Here is an 18,269-nt window from a genome sequence, read left to right on the forward strand (position 1 = left end):
AAGTAGTAATATTAATGATGTGGGGGCGGATATAATCGAGACCCAAATACACCATTGCTTAGCTTTTTATACAGTATATATCGTCTTGTCCAGCACCATTCATAAACACCAGATTCAGTTCCCAGAGCATTTAAGCAAACTAATCTTTCCATAATTTTTGATGAGGTGAATGGCCGGCTAATTGTTATAGGCCTTCAAACGGTGCTGCCAAACCATCAAAGTCCTATCAATTCCTTCCCGGATATCGGCTAACATTTTATACTCGCTGTCTACACGGGAAAAAGTGTACAGCGATTTATCGGTTAACATCGTTCGCAGGGAAACACGAGCGATTTTTTTACCGATCGCCAAGTTTTTAACTTCAGTATCATTAAGGTTGATTAAGCCAAATATTATGTGTATTTAACCCGTTAATACTATAATATTATCACCGCAAATCTGTAGCTGCCAATAGCTGCGCGATCGATCCACACTCCAGAGACTTAAAAGCTATGTGCCAATTACTGGGAATGAACTGCAATGTTCCGACAGATATTTGCTTTTCTTTTGAGGGTTTTTCTGCAAGGGGGGGCAAAACGGACGTTCATCAAGACGGTTGGGGAATTGCTTTCTTTGAAGGTTTGGGATGTCGCCTTTTTATAGACTCTAAACCTGCGATTGCTTCTCCGGTTGCAGAAGTAGTACGTCGCTATCCCATTCATTCAACTAACGTCATTGCTCACATCCGCAAAGCTACGCAAGGCAAAATTGCTCTGGAAAACTGCCACCCTTTTATTCGGGAACTTTGGGGACGTTATTGGGTATTTGCTCACAACGGAAATCTCGAAAATTTTTATCCAGAATGTGCCGGAGTTTACAAACCGGTTGGCAAAACTGACAGCGAAAAAGCTTTTTGTTTGATATTAGAAAAGCTGCGCTCCACTTTTCCTCAAAGCAAGCCTGCTTTAGAGGAAATTTACCCGGTACTGGAGGAAATCACTAAAAGTTTGGCAGAACACGGAATTTTTAATTATTTACTTTCCGATGGAGAACACTTGTTCACCCACTGTTCTACTAATCTGCATTATATTGTGCGACAAGCACCTTTTGCTAGCGCTCACTCGATCGACGAAGATGTAACTGTCGATTTTCGGGAATTGACCAACGAGGACGATCGCGTGGCTGTTATTGCTACTTTTCCGCTGACAGATAACGAAGTTTGGACGCAAATCCAGCGGGGAGAATTGCTGGTATTTCAGGATGGTTTGCCGCTCAATTCTGGGCGGCTGGAGTTAAGTTAACGAGATTTAAACAAATTTAAAGCCTAAACAAAGTCCTAACCTCCTAAATGACCAGCTTTCCAGTTTGATTGAGGAAGCCAGATTTGCCATCGCGCTTGACAGCGGCTAAGCCTTCCGAAAAACTGTCGGCCGCCGAAAAGTGGGGGGCGATCGCACACTGGCCTGCTTGATTGATGTATCCCCACCCTTTTGAAGCCCTTACTGCTGCTAAACCTTCATTAAATGAGCGGGCGTTGCACAATTTGAGGATGATTCTTGTGGGGTGTCCCGCCTGCGGCGAAAATACATCGGACGAGCTCAGGAACTCATCCCACAAAACAATCAAAATCATCCCGCAATTATGCAACGGCTTCTACTGTCCCCGAACTGACAACACAGGGATTAATTCAGTTGAACAGCCGCTAAAATTTGTCCGGCTGTCACCGTTTGCCCCTTTTCACAAAACAACTGGGCAACAGTGCCCGCAACATCAGCAGTAATAGCAATTTCCATTTTCATCGCTTCCAAAATTAACAGGCGATCGCCCTCTGCAACCGCATCTCCAACATTAACCAGCACCTGCCAAACATTGGCCGAAACGTGAGCGACAACTGCCTCACAACCGATCGGCAAAGTAACCTCCGCAGCCGTTTCAGAACCCACATCCGCCGAGGATTCTGCGGCAGCTTCAGCGTCAAATTCCCCGGATGCAGCCCAGCGATCGCGCTCTGCATTAAATGCGGCCTGCTGCTGCGCTTTAAATTCAGCCGCACTGTTAGCAATAGAATGCAAAAACTCATTGTATTCTCTCAAATTAAAAGTGATTTCCTCAACCTTTAATTTAAACTTCCCTTCGATAAACGCTTCGCGACAGCGGTGCAATTCCTCATGGGAAACCGGATAAAATCGGATTTGGTCAAAAAAGCGCAAAAGCCAAGGTTTACCTGACTGGAAATCCGCCGTTTGTTTGAACCGATTCCACATTTGCACCGTGCGGCCGACAAATTGATAACCTCCGGGCCCTTCCATCCCGTAAACGCACAAATAGGCGCCGCCAATGCCAACTGCATTTTCAGGAGTCCAAGTGCGGGCGGGATTGTATTTAGTAGTAACCAAACGGTGGCGCGGATCCAGGGGAGTTGCGACGGGCGCGCCTAAATAAACGTCTCCCAAACCCATCACTAAATAGCTAGCATTAAATACAATTTCTCTGACTTGTTCGATGCTGTCAAGCCCGTTTATGCGGCGAATAAACTCAATATTGCTGGGACACCAAGGTGCATCCGATCGCACAGACTGCATATATTTTTCAATTGCCAACAGCGTCGATTCATCTTCCCAAGATAAAGGCAAGTGCACAATTCGCGCCGGCACTTGCAAATCCTCGATCGCCGGAAGTTTCGCCTCCGCCGCAATCAGTGCCTGCATTAGCTGCTGTTGGGATATCTGGCGGCTGTCAAAGTGAATTTGGAGCGATCGCATTCCCGGCACTAATTCGATAACACCCGGCAACGGATTTGCTTTCAACTGTTCCATCAATGCGTGCGCCCGAAAACGCAAATTTAAATCCAGCACCAACGGGCCGTATTCAACTAGAATATATTTATCCCCAGCTTGACGGTAAGTAACAGCAACCTGTCCCGGAGATTCTGGAATCTCGTGCAAAATTGGAGAGGCGGAAACTGCGGGAAATTCCTCCGCATTTTTCCCAAAAACAGGCAAGCAAAAAGTAGCAATTTGCCTATCTTGTGCTAATTCCCGCTGCAAAGCTTCAGCAAAACTCAAACAGTGAAAGCGAATGCTGTCCCCCGGTTTTAGTTGCCCGATTTTCCACAATTCCGACTGCACAATAGTAGCAGGACAGACAAAACCTCCCAAACTCGGACCGTCAAGACCGAGAATTACAGGCATATCGCCCGTAAAATCGATCGTGCCGATCGCGTAAGCATTATCGTGAATGTTAGACGGGTGCAAACCCGCTTCTCCTCCGTCTTGACGCGCCCAGGTGGGCTTCGGGCCGATCAGCCGAATGCCCGTCCGCGTCGAGTTGTAATGCACCTGCCATTCTGTAGAGAAAAACATTTCGATGTCGGACTCAGTAAAGAAATCCGGCGCGCCGTGAGGGCCGTACAAAACGCCGATTTCCCAATTATTGCTGTAGGTGGGAATTAGTTCCGGAGGCAAAGATATTTCCGCTTCCAAAGTGGCAGTTTGAAGCAGTTTAAGCACATCTCCCGGACGCAGCGTGCGACCCGCGTGCCCGCCAAATTTGCCCAGTACAAAAGTGGATTTGCTGCCCAAATAATCGGGGACATTAAAGCCGTGCTTGACTGCTAAATAAGTGCGGTAGCCGCCGCCTTGAATGGCTTTTAACTTGAGAATGCTGCCAGCTTTTACGGGAATTGCTGTCCAAAACGGCACTGGTTCGCCGTTTAGCGTTCCCTTCATAATTGCACCAGTCAAACTAATAACTGTATCGGCATTAAACCGCAGAGTTGGGCCTGTCGCTGTGAATTCCAATCCTGCTGTCGATTCGGGATTTCCTACTAAACGATTTGCCGATCGAAATGCCAGATGATCCATCGGCCCTGAAGGCGGCACGCCAACATCCCAATAGCCAATCCGCCCCGGATAATCTTGAATGCTACTGTAGGTTCCCCCATCCAATACATCGATCGTTAAAGGTGCGTATTCAAAAGAGTTTAAAAAGCGCGTGCTCAGTTCGCCCCGGCTGAATCTGGAATCGTCCAAAATCTGGCGGAGGTAATCTAAATTAGTTTCAATTCCCGCTATTTCACTGGCATCTAAAGCAGCTTTGAGTTGAGCGATCGCCTGGGTTCGATTATCCCCGCAAACGATGACTTTGGCTAGCAGCGGATCGTAAAAAGGAGTAACCTCCGTGCCGGTTTCTATCCAACTGTCGCAGCGGACGTTTTCGGGAAACGCAACTTGATTCAGCAACCCGGAACTCGGCTGAAAATTCTTGCCGGCATCTTCGGCATAAATTCGCACCTCAATTGAGTGTCCCTGCGGCTGATAGCGGTACTCTTCCAGGGGAAACAAATCCCCAGAAGCCTGTTTTACCATCCACTCAACAAGGTCGATGTTGTTGACAGCTTCAGTAACGCCATGTTCAACTTGCAAGCGCGTGTTGACTTCCAAAAAATAAAACTGTTTCGCATCGACATCAAACACAAATTCTACAGTACCTGCTGACTGGTAATTTACCGCTTTTCCCAACCGCACGGCTGCACCGTACAACTGATTTCGCTGTTCGTCGCTAATAGCAGGGGCGGGGGTTTCTTCAATTACTTTTTGATTGCGCCGCTGCACCGAACAATCTCGCTCACCCAAGCTTATGACATTGCCTTTGCCATCTCCAAAGATTTGGACTTCTATGTGCCTGGCTGTTTGAATGTATTTCTCTAAAAAAACGCCGCTTTGTTTAAAATTGCTTTGACTCAAACGCTGTACTTTTTCAAAGGCTTCTGCCAAATCTCGATCGCCAAAACAAGCCTGCAAACCAATGCCACCGCCGCCTGCGGTACTTTTGAGCATCACCGGATAGCCGATCGCCCCAGCCGCTTTTTCCGCATCCTCCAAACTTGCTAAAAGTTCGCTTCCGGGAGTTAGCGGCACTTGATTTGCAGCGGCTATTTCCCGCGCGGTGTGCTTCAATCCAAAGCAGCGCAACTGACTCGGAGTCGGGCCGATAAATGCAATATTTTCGCTTGCACAAGCTTCGGCAAATTCAGCATTTTCGCTCAAAAAGCCGTAACCCGGATGGATAGCTTGAGCTTTTGTTTGGTGCGCAACTTCGAGAATGCGATCGAAGCGCAAATAACTCTCGGCTGCGGCGGCTGCACCGATACAAACGGCTTCGCTGGCGGCGAAAACGTGCTTGGCGCGGGCGTCGGCTTCAGAATATACTGCTACCGAAGCAATTCCGAGGCGATCGAGCGTGCGGATAATTCGGCAGGCAATTTCACCGCGATTAGCAATCAAAACTTTGTTAAACATTTAGGTAATTGGTAATTGATAATTGGTAATTGCTAATTGATAATTGCTAATTGCATTGGTGTCTACTTACATCATGCACTATTCTTGCTTAACAGGAATGATGCCTGTTCCACAAACATTAAATTTTATTGTGGGGTGAGCACGAGAGCCATTGGTGTCAACTTAAGGCTGAAACCCTCCGTATCTCTTGCTGGTAGCCCAGTCTCGATCCCCCTAAATCCCCCTTAATAAGGGGGACTTTGAGTGCTCTTGTCCCCCCCTTATTAAGGGGGGCTAGGGGGGATCGAACCCTAATCGTCAGACAGCAGATCGGTACTACGTTTAACGTCTTTGTTGACACCAATTCACGAGATACCGCCCCTAAAAAGATTGCGGAGGGAGTGTCCACCCTCCTTTACACCGCATCCCAAACAATCAACTGAATCGGCGTAGGATTGTAAGCATTACAAGGATTGTTCATTTGCGGGCAGTTAGAAATAGCAACTAGCGCGTTCATTTCGGCTCGCAAATCAACTGTACTTCCCGGATCGGAGATGCCGTCAACAATTTCAAGCGTACCATCTTCGCTAACCGGAACATTCATAAAGAAGTTGATATTGCTGACTAAATCTCGCTTGCCCAAACCGTAGGGAAGAATTGCGGCGAGGAAATTTTCAACACAGGCGTGCTGGTATTTTTTATCTAGTCCAAACCGCACCGAATTGCTCTCGCAGCTACAGGCGCCGCCGGAGGTATCGTGCCGCCCGCAGGAGTCAGCAATTATGGTCATCATGGCCCGCCCTTCGTTGGAAATGAGTTTGCTGTTTGTAGTGACAAAGATGTTGCCTTGATGGACGATCGTATCGGGGGCACTGTAGCGTTCGGAAGGGTCATCGGCATTGTAAACTAAAAAGTCTACTGCTTGATTTCCGCCTAAATCTACAATCCGAAGAATTTGTCCTTTTTTGATGACGCGAGACCAGGGATGTCTGGCTGGTAAGACTTCGTTGTAAATTGCTAGTGCGGGATCTAGGATTCGTTTGCTGGTTAAAAGCATGGTTTTTTTCCTGAAGGTATGCAAAGGATAATTTGCTGTTTTTCACCGCTTCGGAACGCGGCTAGGATTGAGTTGTAAAAGAGGTTTATTGTTGAACGAACCAAGCATCGGTGTTGGTGAAGCCGCGCACTGCTTCCGGGTTGGCGGTGCGGCACAAGTCGTCTGGTGCGGGTGCGGGGGATTTCACAATCTGAATTTGGATGGGTTTTGGATCGTAAATTGAACCCGGATGCAGGATGTGGGGGCAGTTAGAGATAACTGTCAATACGTTCATTTCTGCTCGCAAATCGATAAAACTACCCGGTTTCTCGCAGCCTTCGCGATACTCCATCGTGCCGTCTGGTTTGACGGCAATGCGAGTAAATAAGTTGAGGTTCGGCATGATATCTTTTTTGCCCAATCCCCACCGAGTTAAGGCTTTGAGGAAGTTGTCGCGGGAGTTTTTCCAGTCTCCTTCGCCGTATTTTTTGGCATTGCTAATGGCGTTGCTGCATCCTCCTAGCAAATCGTGACAGCCGGAGGTGTCCTGGGTGATGGAAAATAGGATGCGCCCCATGTCTGTGTAGAGCACCATGCCTTGTTTGAGAAAGGCATTGAATTGAATTTTGGCGGTGTCTGCTGCGTTGAAACGTTCGATCGCATTATCGGCGTTGTAGCACAGCATGGAAACGCCGCGAGAGCCTTCTAAATCGGTGATTCGCAGGGTGTTTCCCCGCTTGATGACCCCCGACCAGTACGCGCCGCCCGGTACGGTTTCTTGCATTAATACGAGGTCAGAATCAATTTGTGAATTTGTGTCGATCGATGATAGTTGCACCATAAGTTCCTCTTGATGTATTTTGGGGGGTCAGCGAAACAAAGAAATAGTATTTTGTAGTGGCAAAACTCACCCTCTCCCAAAGTAATATTTATCTCCACTGATATCTTGCGCCATTCTCAAGAACGCGCAAGATGCCCGTTCCACAATAAAATTGAGTTTTGTGGAACGGGCATCTTGCCCGTTCCTAAATAGGTAATTGAGGATGGGGCAATATGTAAGTTTCCACTTACTTAGGTTGGCCGTTGTACTGTTGGCGCGAGTGCAAAAAGTGCAACTACAAACCTATTTCTATTTAAGCAGCCATTGCAACTGCTTCCTGTCCGTGTTTCCGCATCAAATCCATGAGTTCGTCGCGGTAATCGTGGAATTTAGCGTGCCGTTTAATGCTGGGAGTGCGATCGGGCAAATTAATCGACATTTCCTTTCTCACTGTACCGGGACGAGCGCCCAAAGCATAAATCCGATTGGAAAGAAACACCGCTTCTTCGACATCGTGGGTAATCATAAAGATTGTAATCTGAGTGCGGCGCCACAAATCGAGCATGAATTCGTGCATCGATTCTTTAGTGTGGATATCCAAGGCGCCGAAAGGTTCATCCATTAATAACACTTTAGGTTCAGAAGCGAGGGCGCGGGCGATCGCCACCCGCTGTTTCATCCCGCCCGACAATTCCTTCGGCAGCGACGAAGCAAACTGCGTCAATCCTACCACACTCAAATAATAGCTCGCTTGTTCGCGCCGCTTTTTCTTGGACACGCCTTGAAGTTTGAGACCAAACTCGGCATTTTCCTGCACGTTCATCCAAGGATAAAGAGTGTAATGCTGAAATACCATACCTCGATCCGGCCCAGGCGAAACAACTTCCTTGCCATCAATTTTCACTTCCCCTGTTGTCGGCTTGTCCAATCCCGCAATCTGCCTCAACAGAGTAGATTTCCCCGAACCGGATGCGCCTACCGCGCAGATAAATTCGCCTTGCTTGATGCTCATATTGATGTCCTTGAGGACAACTAACTTACCGTTTTTCGTTTCAAAGTTTTTGTGGAGGTTGTTGATTTGCAAAAACATGAGTTTATCCTCTGTATTGTAAGTAAAAAAATGATACCATTCTGCTTTTTAACATCTGCTTACTGTTTCTGGCTTGACCATTTACAAGAAACCCGCAGCAGATATTGAAAAAGCAAGTCAAAAGTCAGTCCGATCACCCCAATGACAATCAGCCCCACAAAAATTTCATCGGTTCGGAGAAATCGACCTGCGACACTGATCCGGCGGCCTAAGCCTTCGGTTGCCGCAATCAATTCCGAGACGATTACCAATTGCCAAGCTGCTGCTAGGTTGATGCGGCTAGCATCAAGAATTCCCGGCAAAACGTGGGGAAAAATAACTTGAGTTAGGATTTCCCAGCGATTGCCGCCCAACATATAAGTAGATTCGATCAAGTCTTTTGGAACAAACTTGACTGTATCCATCACCATCAGCGAATTGAAGAAAAAGACGCCGATAAATATCAGCATTATTTTGGGTTCTTCGCCGATTCCCAAGTAGAGAATTAGCAGGGGAATGAATGCTGGTGCGGGCATATATCGCATCAAGCCGAACATGGGTTCCAGCAAGGCGCGAATACTGGGAAAACTGCCCATCAGCACGCCAATTGGTATGGAAAAAACCAAGGCGAACAGAAAGCCCACTCCCACCCGCCACAAACTCGCTACCGTGTCTTTCAAAAGTTCGCGAGTGTTCCACAGCCGACCAAATGCTTCTAAAACTTTGCCGGGGGAAGGCAAAAATTTGGGGTCTACATCGGCGAAGGTTGTTACTAGCCACCACAGCAGCAGCGGCAGTGCGATCGATGTTACCGTTAACCCAATATTGAGGGGCTGTGGTATCTCTTCCGCAATCCGCCAGAAAACGGTGGGATTTAGGCTTTTTTGCTTGAGGTGGGATTGGATCGATCGGGGATCGGGATTTGGTGGCATGATTTAATTGCGGAAGGGTTTGTCGAGTAATTGGAGTAGATGTTGGGGATTATAAAAAGTATTTTTTTTAAGGTTTTTTGTGTCTGCACAATCGTAAATTATGCCTTTTAGCTTTTACCTTCGGCATAAGCTTTTATAAAGCGATCGTCAAATAATGTGCTGATATCGGGTTGGGTTTTTGCTAAATTTACATCCACGAGAAATTTGGTCATTTCTGCCGCCGCAAACTGCAATGATGTCATGTCATTTCCCGGTTGAAAGGCTTTCAAGTTTTCCTCGATCGTAAATATCTTAGTGCCGTTTTCATATTCTTTGTATTCCTCAACACTAACTCCGGCGCGGTTGGCTAGAATATCGTAAGATTTCTCTTTATTTGCTTTCATGTATTCCAATGTTGCAAACCATGAATTGACCAGGGCTTGCACTCGATCGGGGTGTTCGCCGATAAACTTTCGCGTGAATACCAAATGGTCGGAAATCGCCCCCGGAAAATCTTTTGAACTAAACAGTTCCTTGCTGTTCGAGCGTTTTAATGCCTGCGTGGTAAACGGCGCAAATACTGCCACCGCATCAACTTGCCCTCCGACGAAAGCCGCCGCAGCTTTGCCGGTTTCCAGCGGTATAAATTGAATATCTTGCACTGATAAACCTGCTTTTCTCAGCCCTAACAATAAGAGAAAGTGATCTACTGTACCTTCCTCTGCTGCAACTTTTTTTCCTTTTAAATCGGCGACGGAATTGATGCCTTCGGCAACAATCACTTTGTCATTTCCCGTCGAGTTGTCGTTGACTAAAACAATTACTTGGTCGGCGCCGCCTGATATAGAGTTTACGGTATCGCCGAGGGTTTGGCTGTTAGCATCTATCTGTCCTGCTGTGAGGGTGCTGATCGATTCTAAGTACCCGTCAAACCATTTTAAGTCTACAGCAACATTGTTGGCTTCAAATATCTTTTGTTCTTTGGCAATTTGCCAAGGAAACCAGCCGGGCCAAGCGCTGAATCCGAGGCTAACTGCATCAGCACTTACTGAAGAAGCTGCTTCGCTTTCTGTCGTGGTTTTGATATAAATTGCCGGGTTGACGCAGCCGACAGCGAAAAACAAGGTGATGAAAAATATGGCGCAGTAGGACAAGGGCGATCGCGTTATTTTAGGCGACCAATATCGGATATTCATAGCATATTCTGGTTGCAGGTTAGAGGTGAATATGTCGATCGAGCTTTTGCACCTTCTTTGGCTTCCTTAGCTTCCGCAAACCCCCTTGATATACAAGGATAAAGCCCGAGAGCTAACGAACCGAGTCTTGATGACCGATCGCGTTTCTCCCGGGCTTTTATCCCGCCGTGTAACTGGCTAGTGTTTCCCTAAAATTAAATCTGGGGACAACCAGTCTGCTTCTCTCGGACCAGCACTTGAACTTTCTAAGCGGAGTTAGAAACTGATTCAAATCGGAACCCTAGAAGCGGTTAAATTTTTAGTTTTTTGTCTGTATAAGTCCTGTTTGCAACCCAAGGAGTTATTCGAGACTGTTAGTAACAGCAATGCACTTAGCTTTTTGAAAGGTAAGCATACTGTAGCTTGCAATCCTACTAGATTGCTACGTTTCAAACGGTAACAGCAAACTTCATGCGAAAATGTGTAAAATGTTACAAAAAACGGTTTTTCTCGAATTTGTAATATTAAGTTTTTTGGAAGATTAAATCGGGCGATGAGATGGGGCGATTGGAAATCGCGAAGTTTACCTGCACAAAAAGACGCAACCCGCAAGGTGAGGGTTGAATATTTCTTTAGAAATACTTCGCTCCCTCGACGAGATGCAAGTACGATCGACAATGCGGTAAACTAGCATCCTATTTCTAATAACGATCGCCTTGCACAGCCTTTGAAGGCATTTCTTCAATCTAAAATCTAAAATCTAAAATCGACTGACGGTGCACTATGGAAAAATTTAACTACAGCAACAGTCTCGACATTCATTCGCTGCTCGATCGCTACCGCACCGGCTCGATCGCGCCAGCAGATGCGATCGCCAGCGTGTACGATCGGATCGAACGCTATGCAGATCCGGCAGTATGGATTTATTTAGCACCGCAGGCGGAAACCCTCGAACGCGCCAAAGCCTTGGAAAACCTAGACCCGCAACAATTGCCGCTCTACGGAATACCTTTTGCGATCAAAGATAATCTCGATTGGGCGGGCGTTCCCACTACGGCGGGATGTCCTCCGTTTGCTCGCACTCCAGCGCGATCGTCCGCAGTCGTAGAGCGTTTGTGCGCGGCAGGTGCGATCGCGATCGGCAAAACAAACATGGATCAGTTTGCCACAGGATTAGTGGGAACCCGCACGCCTTATGGAGTTTGTCGCAATCCGTTCGATCGGCGCTACATCCCCGGCGGATCGAGTTCCGGTTCCGCAGCAGCAGTCTCGGCCGGATTGGTGAGTTTTGCTCTGGGTACCGATACCGCAGGCTCGGGGCGGGTTCCCGCTGCTTTTACCAACATTGTCGGGCTGAAGCCAAGTTGCGGCTCGATCGGCACTCGTGGCCTGCTGCCGGCAGTGCGATCGCTCGATTGCGTTTCTGTGTTCGCTCTCACCTGTGCGGATGCAGCCTCTGTGCTGCAAGTAGCCAGCGGTTTTGACGCTGAGGATGCGTTTTCTCGTCGCCCTGAAACGAAAGTTTTGCCGGATTTATCCCGCTTGCGGGTGGGAGTTCCCGGAGACGGCGAACTCGAGTTTTTCGGGAATGCAGAAGCCGAACAGCGCTACCGAGAGGCGATCGCGCGCTTGCAATCTTTGGGCTGCACGATCGCACCTATTGACTTCAAACCCTTTGCAGATGCTGCCGAACTGCTCTACGGCGGGCCTTGGGTAGCAGAAAGGTTGGCCGCGATCGGCGATTTCCTCGACGCGCACCCAGAGGATATCGATCCGATCGTCTACCAAATTATCAGCGGTGGCAAACGCTACGATGCCGTCGCGGCTTACCGCGCGTCGTACCGGTTGGCCGAGCTCCGCCAGCAGGCAGAAATTCAGTGGCAGTCAATGGATGTGTTGGCGGTTCCCACGACTGGTACGATTTATACAGTCGCAGAAGTTGCAGCCGAGCCGATCGCGCTCAACACCAATCTCGGTCGCTACACGAACTTTGCGAATTTGCTCGATTTGTGCGCGATCGCAGTTCCCAGCGGGTTTCAAAGCAGCGGATTGCCCGCAGGATTGACACTGATGGCTCCTGCGTGGCACGATCTATCGCTCTGCCGCCTGGGCTCTGCTTTCCACGATCGCTTGGGGGGAACTTTGGGCGCAACCGGCCTGCCGCTGCCAACCCTCCCGGAACCCGCCATCGCTGCCAAATCTTCCTCAGAGAAACGAGTCAAAATAGCCGTAGTTGGCGCTCATTTGAGCGGTGAGCCGCTGAATTATCAACTAATCGAGGGGGGAGGCATTTTGGTTCGCGCCTGCCGTACCATCCCGATTTACAAGCTGTACGCTTTGACGGGTACTGCTCTGGGCAAGCCGGGATTGGTGCGTCAGATAGAGGGCGGTAGTGCGATCGAGGTGGAAGTTTGGGAGTTGTCGATCGCAGCTTTCGGCGGATTTGTCTCTAAAATTCCCCCGCCTTTGGGAATTGGTACGCTGGTGTTGGAGGACGGCTCCACGGTGCAGGGCTTTTTGTGCGAACCTTATGCTGTGGTGGATGCGATCGATATTTCTGATCTGGGCGGTTGGCGAGCTTATAACTTCCGGTTTTAGGCTAAGTTAGAATGGCAAATTTCTACCCATCTTCAGAATCATGCCATCAGCAGTGCCAATTCGACCAATTCCCGTCACAACCCCAACCCCCGCCGGCGGCGGTACCAGTCCCTCCGGGGCACCTGGCGGCACTCGCGGCACCAGCGGCCCCGACTCCCTCAGAGGTACTGCGGGCGCTAACTTGATATTTGGTTTGGGTGGCCCTGACAGCATTTTGGGCTTAGGCGCAGACGATTCGCTCTACGGTGGCGACGGTGATGACTCACTGCTGGGCGACGTTGGCAATGATTTGCTGTTCGGCGGTGCCGGCCGCGACAGCGTTTTGGGCGGCGCCGGCGGCGATACTTTCTACGGCGGCAAAGGTTCTGACTCAATGCTGGGCGACGAGGGTAATGATTTGCTGTTTGGCAACCAAGACACCGATACTTTGTTGGGAGGCGCGGGCGATGACTCGCTTTTTGGGGGGGCCGGCGATGACTCGCTGTTTGGTGGCATCGGCAATGACTGTTTATCCGGCGATCGCGGCCAAGATACTTTAACTGGCGGCGCCGGAAACGATACTTTTGCGATCGGGCGTTTGGCAGATGGTGATGTGATTACAGACTTTACTGATGGTATCGATCAGATTCGCTTGGCAGCCGGCCTTACCTTTGGCGAGCTCACCATTTCCGCTGGGGTCGGAACTTCACCGAGTACAATTATTCAGCTTACAAGCACCAAGGAAACTCTCGCTACTTTATTCGGAGTTGCCCGCGCTTCTATCACTCAGGCAGACTTTATTCTTTAATTGGTAATGGGGAATGGGGAATTGGGAATTGATAATTGCCCTTGCGGGTACTTTGTAGTTTTAAGTTTTTAATGTTGAACTTTTTAACTCAAAACCGCTGGCGCGTTGCGAGTAACGTTAGCTTTCGCGTTGCGAAGGAAATCAATCTCCAAACTTTTCATCTTCCTGCTTCCCTCGGACTTCTTCCTTCTTCCTTTTATCAGCTAAATTACATAAATAGCCCGTTGCATTCTTCCTTCTTCCTCCTTCCCTCTTCCTTCTTCCTTCTTCCGACTTCCGACTTCCCTCGGACTGACCTCCGTTACATCCGTTATATCCGTTACATCCGTTACAAAATCCGTTGCCGAACTTCCTAATGACTATTGACGGTTTTCTCAATCTCAACAAACCTGCCGGCATGACATCTCACGACTGCGTGGGGCGAGTGCGCCGGCTATTGAAACTCAAGCGAGTCGGACACGGAGGAACCCTCGATCCTGCTGTGACTGGCGTTTTACCGATCGCCCTGGGCAAAGCAACCAGACTGCTGCAATATCTCCAACACAATAAAGCTTACCGAGGTACGATTCGGTTTGGCTTAACTACTGCTACTGACGATTTAGAAGGAGAAATTATCGATTCTCGACCGGCGCCAGAGTTGAGTTTGGAAAAAGTGCAAGCTGCACTGCCAAAATTTATAGGAAAAATTGAGCAATTCCCGCCGAGTTTTAGTGCGGTTCAGGTGGGAGGAAAACGCCTTTATGAGTTAGCTAGAAAAGGCGAAACTGTGGAAGTTGCTGCTAGGAAGGTCGAGGTTTTTCGGCTGGAAATCTTGGATTGGCGGCCGGGGAATTTTCCTGAATTGGATTTGTCGATCGCCTGCGGGGCCGGTACTTACATTCGGGCGATCGCGCGGGATTTGGGCGCTATGCTGAATGCAGGCGGTACTTTGGCTTGTTTGACTCGCACCGAAAGTAGCGGTTTTTTGATCGAGGAAAGTCTCAGTTTTGAAGAATTGGAACTGCAATTGCAGGAGAATAAATTCTGCCCGATTTTGCCATCGGCGGTTTTGGGACATTTAGGGGCGATCGTCCTTTCCCCTGAATATACCAAACGCTGGTTTCAAGGACAGCGCCTCCCAATTCCCGAAACGCCGATCGGGCCAGAGGAGGAAAATAGCCACCATCCCCCCCACAACCCAATACCCGAACCTCCCTATCCCTTGCAGGTTTACGATCGAGACGGTAATTTTTTAGGTATCGGTCAAGTAGCCAACTCAGAGACAAGCACCATATTATCTCCTCAAATTGTGCTTTAAGTATCTAAAATAAAAATGAAAAAAGGTATGGGACAAGATTGGCCTATTAATCTAATCAATCACTGAGGTAAAAATTGTGAAAAAATTGCTAATCGGATTAATCCGAGGCTACAAAATGGGGATTTCTCCTTACCTGCCTAACGCCTGTAGATTTCACCCAACTTGCTCGCAATACGCGATCCAAGCAATAGAAAGATTTGGGCCTGCACGCGGCAGCTCAATGGCTGTTAAGCGAATTTTACGCTGTCATCCTTTTCATCCAGGGGGTTACGATCCAGTACCTCCTAAAGATAGCGAGGGCAATTAGTTATTAGTCACAAACAGTAGTTTAGTTATTAGTTAATAGTGCAAATAGGCGTTGCATCCTCATGGCTAAAACTACCGAGGGGAATCACTCCCTAAGAGGGTTAAATTCTCACAATTAGTGGTATTTCTTAACCCAACTTCAGTAATATTACTGTTATCTTTCAAAACTCAGCAGCTATATAATGGTACAAACAGAGTACAGGGGATGCGAGTTGATATGTCTGCTACCGCAATCGGATACAAAATGTTGTCCCATACTCTGGCTGTACTCAGCCAGAAACAAGCAACGGGGAAACTCCTGTTAGAGCAAGGGGAGCAACAATGGCAACTTTACTTTTTCCAGGGTTGTTTGGTGTATGCTACGGGAGGATCGCACAGATCGAGGCGCTGGTACAGGGCGATCGGGCAACACTGTCGAAACTTTCAAGTGGATCTCAGAAACCTCGATGCTGGAGAACTATGGGAATATCAACTGCTTCAGCGAGGGATAGCAGCCAGCGAAATGAGTCTGGAACAAGCTAAGGCGATCGTCCACACTAGCCTTTCCGAAGTGTTATTTGCTCTGATCGGTCAATCGGGTTTGCGCCGGGAGTGGCGTCCGTCCCAGAAATATTTTTCTACAATTACCTCTTCTTTGCTGCTGTCTTTAACAGAAGTAGAGAAAGTTCTGTGTTGTACAGAAGAAATTTGGCAGAAGTGGAAAGCAATGGGTTTGTGGCTGGTAGATCCAGAACAAGCACCACTTTTAAAAGCATCTGCCCAGTTGCAGCAAAATCGATTTAGTTCTAATTCTTTGATCGCTTTGGGTAACGTATTCAACGGCGAGAATACTCTTTGGGATATTGCATTTAAGAAAAAGCAGTGCGTGACAGTGGCAACTCGCGCTTTAGTCAATTACATCAAGCAGGGTTTAGTAAATTTCCGAACAGTACCAGACTTGCCGTCGCCTATAGAACAGTGGCGCCTTGCCGCAGCGATGGCCGGGCCGGGTCGCCCTTTGATTGCTTGTATCGATGACAGTCCGACAGTATGCGAATTTTTAGAGCAAATTTTGTTGCCGGAAGGGTATCGAGTCCTAAAAATTCAAGACCCGATGCAGGGAGTTGGCCTCCTGGCCAAACAAAAGCCTGCGTTAATTTTTATGGACGTGGTGATGCCGAAGACAAGTGGCTTTGCTTTGTGCAATTTTTTGCGAAAAGCACCTGCTTTTCGGGAAACTCCGATCGTGTTTTTGACCAGTCAAGACAGTATAATTGACCGAACGCGAGCGAAATTGACAGGTGCTTCCGATTTTTTGAGCAAGCCAGCCAATCCCGAACAGGTTTTGCAAATAGTTGACAAGTATTTGAAGGTAAAAGGCGATCGCCACCCTTTAGCAATTCGCCCCCATGATTTACTGAATTCACAACAACTTACCTTGGCAAATTCTTGACCACAAATTAATGAACACAAGAAGCCCTTACTGGGTGCGTCAGTTCTTGACGCACCCTACGCTCGTTGTAAAATAAAGACGCAATCGAATTTAAGATAATTAATTATGAGTAATGTTACGAGCGATCGCACCCCGCAGGTGAGCGTAGTAATTCCGGCTTACAACTGCGCTGCTTACGTCGGCCAAGCCGTAGATAGCGTTCTGCACCAAACCTATACTAACTGGGAAATTATTGTCGTAGACGACGGCTCCCGAGACGATACCAAGTTAGTTTTAGAGAAATATGGCGATCGAATTCGCTACATTTACCAACAAAATCAAGGAGTTTCGATTGCCCGAAATCACGGCATCGAGCTATCGCGAGGAGAATTCATCGCCTTTCTCGATGCTGACGACTACTTTTTTCCCGACAAATTAGCAGCACAAATGGCTGTATTTGCAGCGCGACCAAATCTAGGAATCGTCCACAGCGGTTGGCGTCTAGTTAATAGTATAGGCGAACCGTTAAAAGATGTCAAACCCTGGCAAAATGTCCCTAAATTAGACTTAGAAATGTGGCTGCGGTGGAAACCAGTATTACCCAGCGCGATGGTATTTCGCCGTCAGTGGTTAGAGCGCGCCGGCGGATTTGATCCTCGATTTCCCCCAGCGGAAGATACAGATTTAGTGCTGCGTTTAGCCTTAATGGGATGCGAAGCAGAGTGGTTGCAGCAAGTAACTGTTTGCTACCGCCAGCACGAACAAAGCGCCATGTACAAAGGTTTACCGCAGGCTAAATCCCTCGCCGCAGTCATGGACAATTTTTTTGCCCGCCCCGAATTGCCCGATAAAATACGTTTGTTGGAAAAGCAAATTAAGTACAGTACCTTAGTGTGGATTGCTTGGTATTTGTACCGCACCGGTCATTCTGTTGAGATGGTAGAGTTTTTGCAGCGTTCTTGGAATTATACGCCTTATTTGCCTGTGGAAACAGTAATTAATTGGGCGGAAGCTTTCGCCGAGTTTTCGCAGGATGCGGGAAATGAATTCGATGCAGATTTATTAGCTCGATCTCCCGAGTGGCAGCAGTTAATGCAGTGGATGATTCTCGGTACGCCAGCTTGATTGTGTTGATAGTTGATCGAGCTTGTATGTCATTTCTGCGTGATTCGTGATAGTATAATTTGCGCGCGTCAAGGCGGATTTTACCAACCATCTATAGCGCTTCTCACGGAGGTGAGATACACCTAATTGTACTCATCAAGGGTATATTATGTGGTGCTAATCGGTAGGGTGCGGAGCTCTTAGATGTTCGATGACACTTGCAGATTGTTTCGGGCGACGCACGTTACAATACTGGTTTTCTAGGAACTTAGGTATATAAGACTTACGCAACTGGTATATTCAACAAAGGTATGTAGTTGCGCTTCAGCGCTCTTAAGCTGTTACGACATTTAAGTTGTCTGTCAAAAACAAAGGTATGTAGTTGCGCTTCAGCGCTCTTAAGCTGTTACGACATTTAAATTGTCTGTCAAAAACAAAGGTATGTAGTTGCGCTTCAGCGCTCTTAAGCTGTTACGACATTTAAATTGTCTGTCAAA

At 47.9% G+C, this 18,269-nt stretch carries 15 protein-coding genes and 1 riboswitch; of the genes, 7 read left to right on the forward strand and 8 right to left on the reverse strand.

Translation table 11 applies throughout. From position 1 onward, the window contains the following. Positions 1-177: 177 nt before the first annotated feature. Positions 178-309 carry a hypothetical protein gene (locus tag QUA74_RS20380; RefSeq protein WP_333332922.1) on the reverse strand — a complete coding sequence of 44 codons (132 nt, stop codon included), beginning with the start codon at positions 307-309 and terminating at the stop codon, positions 178-180. 182 nt (positions 310-491) lie between these two features. On the opposite strand from QUA74_RS20380, the gene QUA74_RS20385 reads away from it, so the two are divergent. After that, on the forward strand, positions 492-1,280 hold the full coding sequence (locus QUA74_RS20385; RefSeq protein ID WP_333332924.1) for a class II glutamine amidotransferase: 789 nt from the start codon (positions 492-494) through the stop codon (positions 1,278-1,280). A gap of 43 nt (positions 1,281-1,323) precedes the next feature. On the opposite strand, the gene QUA74_RS20390 is transcribed toward QUA74_RS20385, so the two are convergent. From QUA74_RS20390 to QUA74_RS20420, 7 genes are all read right to left on the reverse strand, one after another. Next, a complete protein-coding gene (locus QUA74_RS20390) occupies positions 1,324-1,611 on the reverse strand; it encodes a WG repeat-containing protein (RefSeq protein ID WP_333332926.1) in 288 nt (95 codons plus the stop codon). A 50-nt stretch (positions 1,612-1,661) separates the two neighbouring features. After that, positions 1,662-5,279, reverse strand: coding sequence for an urea carboxylase (uca, locus tag QUA74_RS20395; protein WP_333332928.1), 3,618 nt, complete (start codon positions 5,277-5,279; stop codon positions 1,662-1,664). 394 nt (positions 5,280-5,673) lie between these two features. Continuing rightward, positions 5,674-6,315, reverse strand: a complete 642-nt coding sequence (locus QUA74_RS20400) for an urea amidolyase associated protein UAAP2 (RefSeq protein ID WP_333332930.1) — start codon at positions 6,313-6,315, stop codon at positions 5,674-5,676. Positions 6,316-6,400: 85 nt separating this feature from the next. Then, positions 6,401-7,135: an urea amidolyase associated protein UAAP1 gene (locus QUA74_RS20405; protein WP_333332932.1), complete on the reverse strand. Its 735-nt coding sequence runs from the start codon at positions 7,133-7,135 to the stop codon at positions 6,401-6,403. Between the two features lie 292 nt (positions 7,136-7,427). Continuing rightward, a complete protein-coding gene (locus QUA74_RS20410; RefSeq protein WP_006630934.1) occupies positions 7,428-8,204 on the reverse strand; it encodes an ABC transporter ATP-binding protein in 777 nt (258 codons plus the stop codon). Positions 8,205-8,263: 59 nt separating this feature from the next. Beyond that, a complete protein-coding gene (locus QUA74_RS20415; protein WP_333332934.1) occupies positions 8,264-9,115 on the reverse strand; it encodes an ABC transporter permease in 852 nt (283 codons plus the stop codon). A 107-nt stretch (positions 9,116-9,222) separates the two neighbouring features. Beyond that, complete coding sequence (locus QUA74_RS20420; RefSeq protein ID WP_333332936.1) at positions 9,223-10,290, reverse strand: ABC transporter substrate-binding protein; 1,068 nt, start codon at positions 10,288-10,290, stop codon at positions 9,223-9,225. Between the two features lie 144 nt (positions 10,291-10,434). Continuing rightward, positions 10,435-10,585, reverse strand: a riboswitch (guanidine-I (ykkC/yxkD leader). Between the two features lie 467 nt (positions 10,586-11,052). Between QUA74_RS20420 and atzF the strand changes: the two genes are divergently transcribed. The 6 genes from atzF (at position 11,053) to QUA74_RS20450 (ending at position 17,793) form a co-directional block, all read left to right on the forward strand. Continuing rightward, positions 11,053-12,867, forward strand: coding sequence for an allophanate hydrolase (atzF, locus tag QUA74_RS20425; protein ID WP_333332938.1), 1,815 nt, complete (start codon positions 11,053-11,055; stop codon positions 12,865-12,867). A 40-nt stretch (positions 12,868-12,907) separates the two neighbouring features. Next, positions 12,908-13,654, forward strand: a complete 747-nt coding sequence (locus tag QUA74_RS20430) for a calcium-binding protein (RefSeq protein ID WP_333332941.1) — start codon at positions 12,908-12,910, stop codon at positions 13,652-13,654. Positions 13,655-14,009: 355 nt separating this feature from the next. Continuing rightward, on the forward strand, positions 14,010-14,951 hold the full coding sequence (truB, locus tag QUA74_RS20435) for a tRNA pseudouridine(55) synthase TruB (protein WP_333332942.1): 942 nt from the start codon (positions 14,010-14,012) through the stop codon (positions 14,949-14,951). A 76-nt stretch (positions 14,952-15,027) separates the two neighbouring features. Continuing rightward, positions 15,028-15,258, forward strand: coding sequence for a membrane protein insertion efficiency factor YidD (yidD, locus tag QUA74_RS20440; RefSeq protein WP_333332944.1), 231 nt, complete (start codon positions 15,028-15,030; stop codon positions 15,256-15,258). A 216-nt stretch (positions 15,259-15,474) separates the two neighbouring features. Further along, complete coding sequence (locus tag QUA74_RS20445) at positions 15,475-16,689, forward strand: response regulator (RefSeq protein WP_333332946.1); 1,215 nt, start codon at positions 15,475-15,477, stop codon at positions 16,687-16,689. Positions 16,690-16,794: 105 nt separating this feature from the next. Continuing rightward, on the forward strand, positions 16,795-17,793 hold the full coding sequence (locus QUA74_RS20450) for a glycosyltransferase (protein ID WP_333332948.1): 999 nt from the start codon (positions 16,795-16,797) through the stop codon (positions 17,791-17,793). The last annotated feature ends 476 nt before the right edge of the window (positions 17,794-18,269 follow it).

The sequence above is a fragment of the Microcoleus sp. LAD1_D3 genome (assembly GCF_036702135.1).
GTDB lineage: Bacteria > Cyanobacteriota > Cyanobacteriia > Cyanobacteriales > Microcoleaceae > Microcoleus.